Source organism: Mycobacterium gordonae (assembly GCF_002101675.1).
GTDB lineage: Bacteria > Actinomycetota > Actinomycetes > Mycobacteriales > Mycobacteriaceae > Mycobacterium > Mycobacterium gordonae.
Window position 1 is genome coordinate 1 of sequence record NZ_LQOY01000130.1, and the last position, 11,349, is coordinate 11,349.

The following is an 11,349-nucleotide window of genomic DNA, read 5'->3' on the forward strand; positions in this document are numbered from 1 at the left end:
ACCCCCGCCCAACGCTTAGCAGCCCTGCTCGATCAAGCCGCCTAACCGCGTTGCACTAACCACTTGACATTGAGCGCGAAAACACCTCCCTCAGTTCACGTTCGGCGCTAGGTGGCCCGCACCAACTCGATGGCCCGGCCCAGTGTGGCGAGTTTGGCATCCAGCGTTTCGCCGGCGGGATAGAGCCGAACCGTGTTCACGCCCGCATCGCGCCACACCGCAAGCCGGGCCCGCACCATGTCCTCGGTGCCGATCAGCGTTGTGGCCAACACCATCTCGTCGCTGATCAACGCGGCGGCGCCCGGCCGGTCGCCGGCCTGCCAGCGTTCCCGCACCGCGGCGGCGACGTCGCTCCAGCCCTGCCGACTGTAGGCCTGGTTGTAGAAGTTGGTGCTGGCCGAACCCATCCCACCGAGGCTGAACGCGAGCTCTGCCTTGCGGCCGGCGACCATCTCACGCAGTGCGTCTTCGTCGGCCGCGAAGGCGACTTCGGCGCCCTGACAGATGTCGAGCTCGGTGCGGTCGCGACCGGAGTCGGCCAGACCCTCGTCCAGGTGGGCGAAGTAAGCCTGATCGGCGCCCTCGGGCACGAAGCTGGTGCCCAACCAGCCGTCGGCGAGCCGGCCGGTGAGTCGCAGCATGGCCGGCGAAAGCGTGGCCAGGTAGATCGGGATCGGATGCTCGGGGCGGGTGGACAGCCGCATCGGCTTCGCCTCGCCACCGGGACGCGGGATCTGAAATTCCCTGCCGGAATGCGAGATTCTGCCGCCCTCGAAGACCTGCCGGATGATCTCGAGTGTCTCGCGGGTCCGTGACAGCGGCCTGTGGAACGCGATGCCGTGCAGGCCCTCCATGACCTGGGGCCCGGACGCACCGAGGCCGAGCAGGAAGCGGCCCCCGGAGAGATTGGACAACGTGATCGCGGTCTGGGCCACGAGCACCGGCGACCGGGTGCCGACCTGCATCACCCCGGAGCCCAACAGCATCACATCGGTGCGGGCCGCGAGATAGCCCAGCGCCGAGGGGGCGTCGGCGCCCCATGCCTCGGCGACCCAGCACATGTCGAGGCCCAGTCGCTCGGCCTCGACCACGAAATCCACGGTCTGAGCCACGTCCGCCGACAGTTCGACGGTGGTCGCGGCCCGCATCACCGCACCCCGTGCTCGGCCAGCCTTTTGATCGCCGCCAGGGTCTTGTCGATCGCGGCCTCGAACTCCCGCAGCCGCACGAACACGATCTTCTGCTCCTTGTCCGGCATCGCATCGATGGCGTTGGACAGTCCCGAACGGCCCGGACCCATCTGCGTCCAGAACGACAGCACGGTCCCGCCGTCGCGCGGCGTCAACCGGAATCGCCAGGTCGCCGCGGGGTATTCGGGTTCGCCTACGGCCCAGGCGAATTCGCGAGGCTGGTCGAACGAAACAATGTGCGACGTGGTGCTCCAGCGTCCGAACGCGTCGTGCTCGTTGTGCCCGATGAACCGGGCGCCAACCTGGGGCTCGCTGACACCGTCCAGCCAAGCCACCGACTGCAACTCATTGCTCAGCGTCGGCATCAGCTCGATATCGGAGACCAGGCTCCAGACTCGTTGCGGCTCGGCGTCAACCCAGGTCCAGGATTCCACGGTCGGTTTGTCCGAATATCGCGCGCCGGTCCACTCCATTGCGCCATTGTCCACCCGAAAGCCCGGGGCACCGATTTTTCGGGCCCCGGGCTTCGGTGTCGACGGACGCAGTTACGCGGCGACCAGCTCGAGCTGGGCGGGCGCCGGCGCTTCCGGCTTGCGCCGCCACGAGTCCGGGACGCTCAGCCGGACGATCTTGCGGACCACGGTGCCGAACTGCTTGAGCAGCGGCCCCTTGTTGTAGGGAATGCCGTAGCGCTCGCAGATCTCCTGCACCTCGGGCGCGATCTCGGCATACCGGCGGGCGGGGATGTCCGGGAACAGGTGGTGCTCGATCTGGTGGGACAGGTTGCCCGACATGACGTGGAAGAACTTGCCGCCGGTCAGGTTCGCCGAACCGAGCACCTGGCGGAAGTACCACTGGCCGCGGGACTCGCCCTCGGTCTCCTCGATCGTGAACTCCTGGGTGCCGTCGGGGAAGTGGCCGCAGAAGATGATCGTGTAGGCCCACACGTTGCGCATCAGGTTCGCCGTCAGGTTGCCGGCGAAGACGAACGGCGCGAAGGGCCCGGCCAACAGCGGGAAAGCGACGTAGTCCTTGAGGGTCTGGCGGCGGACTTTCTGCCAGATCTCCTTCAGGGTGTCGCGCTTGTCCCGCAGCGAGATCTCTCCGGAGCGGATCCGCTCGGTTTCCAGCTCGTGCAGCGCCACACCGTACTGGAACAGCACCATCAGCAGGAAGGCGTAGACCGGGTTGCCCAGGAAGTACGGCTGCCAGCGCTGGTCCTCGCTCATCCGCAGGATCCCGTAGCCGATGTCGCGGTCCATTCCCACGATGTTGGTGTGGGTGTGGTGCATGTAGTTGTGCGAATGCCGCCACTGGTCCGACGGGCACGCGCTGTCCCACTCAAAGTCGCGGCCGGAGATCGTCGGGTCACGCATCCAGTCGTACTGACCGTGCATGATGTTGTGCCCGACCTCCATGTTGTCCAGGATCTTCGCGAAGCCCAGCATCGCGGTGCCGAACAACCAGGTCGGCGGCAGGAACAGCAGCGCGCGGCCGCCGACTTCCAGGGCACGCTGGGCCTTGATGACCTTGCGGATGTACTCGGCGTCCTCTTCGCCGAGGTCCGCCAGCACCCGCTCCCTGATGGCGTCGAGCTCCCGGCCGAACGCGTCGGCCTGCTCCTTGGTCAAAGTGATCTTGTTCTGAGACATGGCTTTTACTCCTTGAAGTTCGTGGTGACTAGGGCTGCTAAAGGGCGATATCGACGTCGCCGACCGGAACGGTGACGCAGATCTGCACGTCCTCGTCGGGGGCGGTGGAGACGGCGCCGGTGACCAGATTGCGCACGGTGCCGGAGGTCTTGCGGCGCGTGCAGGTGTGGCAGATGCCCATCCGGCATCCGTTCTGCGGCTTCAGGCCGGCCGATTCGGCCTGCTCGAGTAGTGACCTGCCGTCGTCGGTGACGTCGACCTTGCTGTCCGCGAAGCTGACCCGGCCGCCGGTCGGATCGGCCGGCGGCTCGAACACCGGCGGCACGAAACTTTCAGTGAACACATTTTCACAAAGGCCCTGCACGGCGGCGACCAAAGCGTCTGGCCCGCAGACGAACACCGCGTCGGGCTCTGGCATCGCGGCGGTCAGATGCTCGGCCCCGAACCGGCCGTTGAGATCACCCGAACCCGAACGAGTGAACCCGTGCAGCACCCGAACCCCGCGCATCGCGGCCAGTTCCTGGCGGTAGCACGCTTCCTCGGGGCTGCGGGCGTAGTGCACGAACGCGATCTCACCGTCGTGACCCCGCGCGAGCAGCGTGCGCAGCATCGCCATCACGGGCGTGATGCCGCTGCCACCGGAGATGAGCAGGATGCGGCGGGGCAGCTCGTCCGGCAGGACGAAATCCCCGCCGACGCCGTCCAGGCCGACCACCATGCCGGGGCGCGCCCGCTCATACAAGTAGCTCGATACCAGGCCGCCGTCGTGGACGCCGATGGTCAGCTCTATCTCGGTGCTGCCTTCGACGTTGGCCGGCGAGTAGCACCGCGAGTGCATGCGGCCGTCGATCTCGACAGTCACGTTGACGAACTGGCCGGCCTTGGCGCTGTAGCGCTCGGTGAACGCGGGATTCGGAGCCAGTGTCAAGGTGACGCTGCGCGGGGTGGTCCGCCGGACGTCGGTGACCTTCGCGCGGGCCTGTCCCGAGGTCCACGTCGGCGTCACGAGCTCGGTGTACCGGTCGACGCCGTGCGGTCCGGTGAGCAGATCAACGAGGTCGGAACTCAGGACTCGCTTGGCGATCGTCCGAGTGAAAGTTTGAGTGAACATGTGTACACCGTGACACCGGTCAGTGCAGGTGGTCAAGGGTTTTCGCCGGTTCTGTGTTACGGTTCACATAGTGAACAGTCGTACTCCTAGCTCACACTCGCGGCGGTCGAGCCGGGAACGGAACCGCGAAAGCGCCCGTGACACGCCCTCACGTGAGGAACGTAAGGAAGCGACCCGGCGGGCGATCATCGCCGCGGCGCTCAAGGCGCTCAACGACCGCAGCTTCAGCGGCCTGAGCCTGCGGGAGGTGACGCGCGAGGCCGGGATTGTGCCCGCGGCGTTCTACCGCCACTTCGAGTCGATGGAGGCACTCGGCCTGGTACTGATCGACGAATCCTTCCGCAGCCTGCGCGACACGCTGCGCGGTGCCCGGGCCGGCAAGCTGGATCCCACCCGGGTCATCGAGTCGTCGGTGGAGATCCTGATCGGCAGCGTCGCCGACCAGCGCGAGCACTGGCGCTTCATCTCTCGGGAACGCTCCACCGGCGTGTCCGTGCTGCGCTACGCGATTCGCACCGAGATCCGGCTGATCGTCTCCGAACTCGCCACCGACTTGGCGCGCTTCCCGCGCCTGAACGAGTGGAGCACCGAGGATCTCAATGTGCTGGCAAGCCTTTTCGTCAACGCGATGATCGTGACGGCCGAGGCCATCGAGGACGCCCAGAGCGCCGAGGCGCTGGAAGACATTCACCGCACGGCGGTCAAACAGCTCCGCATGATCACCATTGGCGTCGCATCGTGGAAAAGCGAACCCTGATCATTCCTCGTTTTCGTCGACGACCTGGAACAACGAAGGTCCGTCTTCGGGGGCGCCGTCGATCTGGCCGCGGTGCGCACGACCGGGCGTCACGTCGGGAGGCTCGACATCCGGAATGACGTCCGGTTCCTCTTCGGCGAGCCGCTGGTCCAGCGATTCGCCTTCACGCTCTTCACGCGCGGTCATGCCGAACTTGTCCGCCCCGCTCCACCCCTCTGGTGGGTCGACGACGACGTCCCCGTCGTCGTTGAGCAACTCGTCAGAATCGGTCGACTCGCTCTGGTTCAAGGTGTCGCCCGGTCCGCCTTCCTCCGGGAAGTCAGCCGGGTCAACGGCGTCGTCGGTAGCCATTGGGCACGGTTGCCCGGCGTGTCCGGAGGCTAAACCCGCCGCTGATGAACGAACCCTCCGCCGAAAACAGATAGAGCATCGCAGCCTAGACGGCTACCCAGCGCCACCCTCCAGTCGCCGTAAAGCTTGTGTCCGCCCGTGAGCCTCGGCTGCCGTCCGGGCCGGCCGTGACTCCCGTCCACCGAGTCCGTCACCCGTGTCATCGCCGGTCACGACGAGGCACCGGGCCGACGGAGTGGGTCAGTCTGTCGGCGTACCGACCGCGGCCAGGTCGCCGAGCACCACGTTCCGGCAGGCATAGCCGCTGAGGCCGATGCCGGTCCGAGCGCCCACACCGCCACTCCCGTCGGTGTGTAGGTGCGCGGGCGCCGGTTGTGCAACCGAGCGCCGACAGCGCCAAGCAGACCGCGACGAGAAGATGAAGTCGACGGCGAACAGCCTCGTTGGTTCTGTTCATCCTTCGCGTACCTACTTGAGCGGCGACCACGTGGCGGTCCACTCTGAGATCGGTTCGCGGTTCGGGTCCTCCCCAGAATTGGGTTCCGGCTGGGAGGTTAGACAACTGTTGGTGAATCTCCGCTGGTAGGGACCCCAACGCGCCGAAAGGGTTCCGTCGGGGCTGAAGGTGAATGTGATAGGTCCGGACATTTCGGTGGTGCCGGTGCATTCCGGACTCTGGGGATCTGGGTAGGTCGCGTAGGACCTGGCGGATCCGGTCACCGTCATTCCGGCCACCTTCCCGGTCATCGTGCCCGCATACGACTGAGTCGGCTTGGCGTTCTTGAGAGTTTCGTTGCAGGTGACTGAATCCGCGCTGACACGGCAGTCGGAGACGAGATCGCCGTTTTGAATCTCGAAGTGGCCAGGCAAGCTTGCCCGACTGCCTTCCGTGGAGGAGGGTGCTGTCGACATGAAACGGGTGCTGTTCGACTCGGACGGCCCCGGTGGCACGGCCCTGCGGTTGCCACTCGTGCAGGCCGCCAGCTGTAGCGCGGAAAACCCCACCGCGGCGATGACGAAGGCTCTGAATACTGATCCCGACAACGGCAGCCGCCTTTCCGTAACCCCTCAACCGCTGACGATAGGGATGCAGTTCTGCCGCCGATAGGGCTCAAGGACCCTTTTGCCGGCAGGTCGGAAGCGAATTGCCCTGATTCTCAGGCATATAAAACACTGGCACATTCGGCACGCATCGGATTGCGGTTGAGCCTGCTCGCTTGCAGTGGTTCCCGGCTTGGGCGCTGAGGCCGCTCGTCACGGGTATAGCGGGAATGCAAAGCTATCCACACCGGTGTCGACCCGCCTCGGGTCACGTCCCTCGACATCGGTGACGATGAGGTGCACTTCTGGCGAATTATCCAGGTAGGCAAGGACGTTGCGAGCACCCCACGCGGGTCCTTGGACGGCGTAACAAACGCCGCCGCCCCGAGGGGTTTCATGACAAATCGACTTGGCCGCCATGTCGGTGACCGTCGTGCGCGGCAGCGACGCAGCCTTGTCGAGCACCTGGATAACCCTCGCATCAGGGGCGCCTCGCCCGACCCGTTGCGCCGTGAAGGCCACCGCACCGGAGTCCATGATCGTGATGTCGCGGTAGGACCAACCCTGCGCGGTCAACAGCGGAGTGGGGGCGGCCGGCGTCGCACCGGTTCCGACGGAGGCTGCGACCGAGTAGACGCCACCGATGCGGAGGGTGAAGGGGTTCTTGGGGGTCATGACGGGCAACACGGTAGAGCCAGTAGGCCCTTGGCGAGAGACTTCCTGTAAAGGCCAGCGAGTGGGCTCAAATCAGATCAGCTTGGTCCTGTCAGTGCAACTCACATAGATGTCGCGGACGAACGGCAGATTGGCCGGCCCACGGTCCGATAGCAAGACGGCCAACCCAATTCACGCGCCGCCCGCCTGTTGTTCGAGTCCCGGATCTTCCGCCGAAACGGTGCAGGGTCACTGAGGGTCACGCCACATCGGCCACAGCGTCGGACCCCCGTCGGGGATCGTGATCTCGCCGGTCACGCGAAAGCCGAAACGTTCGTAATACGGCACGTTTTCGGGCTTGGACGACTCCAGGTAGGCGGGGCAGTATTCGGCGTCGCAGCGCTGCAACCGGGACCGCATCAGCACCTGCCCGAAACCCTGGCCGCGGACGCTCGGGTCACTCCCGAGGACGGCCAGGTACCAGTGCGGTTCTTCCGGATGGGCCCGCTTCATGATCTCCTGCAACTCGCGGCCCCTGGTGAAGTTCATACGGAAGGCCCGCAGGAAAGTCGGCAGCTGAGCCAGTTCCGCCCATCGTGACTCGCGCCATTGGTTCGGCGGATCCCACAGGGCGGCCGCGCCGATGTCGGGTCCGTCGGTGGCCACCTCGACGCCGCCCCGCGGCAGGTGGTGGTGGCGGGTCATCGTGGCAAACACCCGGCCCAGATGCTTTCGCCGCGCCTCGGCGTCGGGCAGGATCCACACGGTCACCGGATCGTCGAAGAACGCGCGGCCCAGGGTGCGGCTCAACGCACGGAGATCAGCTTTGTGCGCCGGACGCGCCTGTGCAGTCACGTCACACACGGTAGGTGGACAGCGCTGGGTGCGCCAGCCTGCGAAGGTGTGATGACCGAAGCGCAGGGTATGTCGATGCGATGAGCGGCTTCTCCAGGAGGACGATGGCGCGGCTGGCCGCGGGGGTGGGCGTGGCCGCTGCCACCGGCCTGTCCGGCTGCCAGTCGCGGGGCGGCAACGCCCCATCCGGTCCGGGTGTCGGCTTCGTGTTATCGCATGAGCAATTCCGCACGGATCAGCTGGTCGCCCAGGCCCAGGCGGCCGAACAGGCCGGCTTCCAATATGTTTGGGCCAGCGACCATCTGCAGCCCTGGCAGGACAACCAGGGACACTCGATGTTTCCGTGGCTGACCCTGGCATTGGTGGGAAACAGCACCAGCCGGATCTCGTTCGGCACCGGGGTGACCTGTCCGACCTATCGTTACCATCCGGCCACGGTGGCGCAGGCCTTCGCGTCGCTGGCCATCCTGAGCCCGGGACGGGTGTTCCTGGGTCTGGGTACCGGTGAGCGGCTCAACGAGCAGGCCGCAACCAATACCTACGGCACCTATGCCGAGCGCCACGACCGGTTGGTGGAGGCGATCGACCTGATCCGCCAGCTCTGGAGTGGCCAGCGGATTTCATTCGGCGGGAGGTTCTTTCAGACGAATGCGCTCAAGCTTTACGACGTGCCGTCCGCGCCGCCGCCGATTTTCGTGGCCGCCGGCGGACCCAAGAGCGCCACGCTGGCCGGCCGGTACGGCGACGGGTTGATCGCCCAGGCCCGTGACATCAAAGACACCAAACTGCTCGCGGCATTCGACGCAGGCGCGCAGCAGGCCGGCCGCGACCCGGGGGCCATGGGCAAGCGTGCCGAGCTGTTCGCCGTCGTCGGTGACGGTGCCGCTGCGGCCCGCGCCGCGTCGCTGTGGCGATTCACCGCCGGCGCGGTGGACCAGCCCAACCCCGTCGAGATCCAGCGCGCGGCCGAGTCGAACGCCACGGACCGGGTGCTGGCCAACTGGACGGTGGGCACCGACCCGGCCGCCCACATCGACGCCGTGCAATCGATTCTCGACTCGGGAGCCGTTCCGTTTCTGCACTTCCCGCAGGATGACCCGCGAACCGCCATCGACTTCTACCGCACCAGCGTGCTGCCCAAACTGCACTGATCTTTACGATGATGTGACTCAACGATGCCGGCGCAGCGCAGCGCCGGGGAACGGTGGCAAACCGTGTGGGACTTCGAAACGGACCCGGAATACCAGGCGAAGCTGGACTGGGTCGAGAAATTCATGGTCGAGGAACTCGAACCGCTCGATCTCGTTGCGCTTGATCCCTACGACAAGCAGAACGCCGACATGATGGCGATCCTGCGGCCGTTGCAGCAGCGGGTGAAGGAGCAGGGGTTGTGGGCGGCCCACCTGCGTCCCGAACTCGGCGGGCAGGGCTTCGGTCAGGTGAAGTTGGCCCTGCTCAACGAAATTCTCGGCCGCTCCCGGTGGGCACCGTCGGTATTCGGCTGTCAGGCACCGGATTCGGGTAATGCCGAGATCCTGGCGTTGTTCGGCACCGAGGCGCAGAAGGAACGCTACCTGCAGCCGCTGCTGGACGGGGAGATCACCTCGTGCTATTCGATGACCGAACCGCAGGGCGGGTCCGATCCGGGGTTGTTCGTCACCTCGGCGACCCGTGACGGTGACGACTGGATCATCAACGGCGAGAAGTGGTTCTCCACCAACGCCAAGCACGCGTCCTTCTTCATCGTCATGGCCGTCACCAACCCGGTGGGCCGTACCTACGAGAAGATGTCGCTGTTCATCGTGCCGGCGGAGACGCCCGGCATCGAGATCATCCGCAATGTCGGCGTGGGAGCCGAATCCTCCAAACGCGCCACCCACGGTTACGTCCGCTACCGGGATGTCCGGGTGCCCGCCGATCACGTGCTCGGCGGCGAAGGGCAGGCGTTCATGATCGCCCAGACCCGGCTCGGCGGCGGCCGTATTCACCACGCGATGCGCACAATCGCGTTGGCACGCCGGGCTTTCGACATGATGTGTGAGCGCGCGGTGTCCCGCCAGACCCGCCACGGGCGACTGTCCGACTTCCAGATGACCCAGGAGAAGATCGCCGACAGCTGGATCCAGATCGAGCAATTCCGGCTGTTAGTGCTGCGCACCGCGTGGCTGATCGACAAACACCATGACTACCAGAAGGTGCGGCGAGACATCGCGGCGGTGAAAGTCGCGATGCCGCAGGTGCTGCACGATGTGGCCCAGCGCGCCCTGCACCTGCACGGCGCGCTCGGTGTCTCCGACGAGATGCCGTTCGTCAAGATGCTGGTGGCCGCCGAGTCACTCGGCATCGCCGACGGCGCAACCGAATTGCACAAGATGACGGTGGCTCGTCGCACACTGCGCGAATATCAGCCTGTGACAACGCCTTTCCCGTCGCAGCACATCCCGACCCGCAAGGCGGAGGCGGAGGCGCGGCTGGCGGCCCGGCTGGAGCACTCCATCGCCGAGTTCTGACGCGCGTTCCCCTGGCGAGCAGACAACCTAGGTGATGTAGCGGACGATGCTCTCGGCCACACAGGCCGGCTTGGCCGATCCGTCGATCTCGACGGTCGTGGACACCACCGCCTGCACGGCGCCGTTGCCGAGGTCGTCGACGCTGACCAGCGAGCTGGTCGCACGCACCCTTGAGCCCACGGGCACCGGAGCCGGGAAGCGAACTTTGTTGAGGCCGTAGTTGATTGCCAGCTTGATGCCCTTGACGGTGTACATGTCGTGTTGCAGCCGGGGCAGCAGCGAGAGCGTCATGAAGCCGTGGGCGATGGTCGTTCCGAACGGGCCCTTGGCGGCCCGTTCCGGGTCGACGTGGATCCACTGGTGGTCACCGGTCGCGTCGGCGAACAGGTTGACTTCTTCCTGGCTGATCGTCACCCAGTCGCTCTGGCCGATGGTTTCCCCCGCCGCGGCGGCGAGGTCGGCGACTGACTCGAAGGTGCGCATGGTCTCTCCTCTGGTCCTGATGGCGCCCGGGTATGCATAGAACTTATGCGGCTCCTTCTGATCACCGACACCCACGTCCCGAAACGAGCCCGCGATCTGCCCGCCCAAGTCTGGGACGAGGTCGCCGCCGCGGACGTCGTCATCCACGCCGGCGACTGGGTGACACCGGACCTGCTCGACCGGCTCGAAGCGCAGACCGCCCGGCTTATCGCGTGTTGGGGCAATAACGACGGTAACGAGCTGCGGTCCAGGCTGCCCGAACGCGCGGACGCGACCCTGGCCGGGCTGCGCTTCACCGTGGTGCACGAGACCGGTGGCGCGGCGGGCCGGGATGCGCGGATGTCGCGGCTCTACCCCGAGACCGACGTGCTGGTGTTCGGGCACAGCCATATTCCGTGGGACACAACGACACCGACCGGATTGCGGCTACTGAATCCCGGTTCGCCGACGGATCGCCGCAGGCAACCACACTGCACTTACATGACGGCTACGGTCGCGGAGGCCGACGGAGCGCTGGACGTGACGTTGCACCCGCTGTAGCGCTCGGCTTGATGTCCGGAGAGCATCCCGGCCGGGTCGATAGGTGCGACGCGAGGCCTAATGACCCGCCGCCCGAAGTGCAACACCTCTGCCGGTGACCTGTCGTCGCCGTGTACCCCTGAATTGCCCATCAGCCCACTGGTGCCGCCGGCGTACTGCAAGCCCGCCACGAAACCCAAAACCCCACCGCCCGCACCCCCTCCCC

At 66.1% G+C, this 11,349-nt stretch carries 12 protein-coding genes; 4 read left to right on the forward strand and 8 right to left on the reverse strand.

The window, feature by feature from the left end:
* Positions 1 to 107: 107 nt before the first annotated feature.
* The 4 genes from AWC08_RS19405 to AWC08_RS19420 form a co-directional block, all read right to left on the reverse strand.
* Positions 108 to 1,148 carry an LLM class flavin-dependent oxidoreductase gene (locus tag AWC08_RS19405; protein ID WP_069435221.1) on the reverse strand — a complete coding sequence of 347 codons (1,041 nt, stop codon included), beginning with the start codon at positions 1,146 to 1,148 and terminating at the stop codon, positions 108 to 110.
* Entirely contained in the window at positions 1,148 to 1,663 is a 516-nt protein-coding gene (locus AWC08_RS19410; protein ID WP_065136742.1) for an SRPBCC family protein, read from the reverse strand. The genes AWC08_RS19405 and AWC08_RS19410 overlap by 1 nt, the downstream gene beginning before the upstream one ends.
* A gap of 72 nt (positions 1,664 to 1,735) precedes the next feature.
* The gene (locus tag AWC08_RS19415; protein WP_065136743.1) at positions 1,736 to 2,842 is read right to left on the reverse strand and encodes a fatty acid desaturase family protein; all 1,107 of its coding nucleotides are present in this window, start codon (positions 2,840 to 2,842) and stop codon (positions 1,736 to 1,738) included.
* Positions 2,843 to 2,879: 37 nt separating this feature from the next.
* Positions 2,880 to 3,953, reverse strand: coding sequence for a ferredoxin reductase (locus tag AWC08_RS19420; protein WP_065136744.1), 1,074 nt, complete (start codon positions 3,951 to 3,953; stop codon positions 2,880 to 2,882).
* Between the two features lie 70 nt (positions 3,954 to 4,023).
* Here AWC08_RS19420 and AWC08_RS19425 point away from each other — a divergent pair, with 70 nt between their 5' ends.
* Complete coding sequence (locus AWC08_RS19425) at positions 4,024 to 4,710, forward strand: TetR family transcriptional regulator (protein WP_065136745.1); 687 nt, start codon at positions 4,024 to 4,026, stop codon at positions 4,708 to 4,710.
* On the opposite strand, the gene AWC08_RS19430 is transcribed toward AWC08_RS19425, so the two are convergent.
* The 3 genes from AWC08_RS19430 to AWC08_RS19450 form a co-directional block, all read right to left on the reverse strand.
* On the reverse strand, positions 4,711 to 5,061 hold the full coding sequence (locus AWC08_RS19430; RefSeq protein ID WP_065136746.1) for a hypothetical protein: 351 nt from the start codon (positions 5,059 to 5,061) through the stop codon (positions 4,711 to 4,713).
* A gap of 1,254 nt (positions 5,062 to 6,315) precedes the next feature.
* Entirely contained in the window at positions 6,316 to 6,777 is a 462-nt protein-coding gene (locus tag AWC08_RS19445) for a hypothetical protein (RefSeq protein ID WP_069435222.1), read from the reverse strand.
* 228 nt (positions 6,778 to 7,005) lie between these two features.
* Positions 7,006 to 7,611 (reverse strand): GNAT family N-acetyltransferase, encoded by a 606-nt coding sequence (locus AWC08_RS19450; RefSeq protein ID WP_065136760.1) that lies wholly within the window; start codon positions 7,609 to 7,611, stop codon positions 7,006 to 7,008.
* Between the two features lie 80 nt (positions 7,612 to 7,691).
* Here AWC08_RS19450 and AWC08_RS19455 point away from each other — a divergent pair, with 80 nt between their 5' ends.
* Both AWC08_RS19455 and AWC08_RS19460 read left to right on the forward strand, forming a co-directional pair.
* On the forward strand, positions 7,692 to 8,762 hold the full coding sequence (locus AWC08_RS19455; RefSeq protein ID WP_069435223.1) for a F420-dependent hydroxymycolic acid dehydrogenase: 1,071 nt from the start codon (positions 7,692 to 7,694) through the stop codon (positions 8,760 to 8,762).
* 63 nt (positions 8,763 to 8,825) lie between these two features.
* Positions 8,826 to 10,121, forward strand: a complete 1,296-nt coding sequence (locus AWC08_RS19460) for an acyl-CoA dehydrogenase family protein (RefSeq protein ID WP_178132186.1) — start codon at positions 8,826 to 8,828, stop codon at positions 10,119 to 10,121.
* Positions 10,122 to 10,148: 27 nt separating this feature from the next.
* Here the strand turns inward: AWC08_RS19460 and AWC08_RS19465 are convergent, their stop codons facing one another.
* A complete protein-coding gene (locus AWC08_RS19465; protein ID WP_069435224.1) occupies positions 10,149 to 10,604 on the reverse strand; it encodes a MaoC family dehydratase in 456 nt (151 codons plus the stop codon).
* 45 nt (positions 10,605 to 10,649) lie between these two features.
* Between AWC08_RS19465 and AWC08_RS19470 the strand changes: the two genes are divergently transcribed.
* On the forward strand, positions 10,650 to 11,144 hold the full coding sequence (locus tag AWC08_RS19470; RefSeq protein ID WP_069435225.1) for a metallophosphoesterase family protein: 495 nt from the start codon (positions 10,650 to 10,652) through the stop codon (positions 11,142 to 11,144).
* Positions 11,145 to 11,349 lie beyond the last annotated feature (205 nt).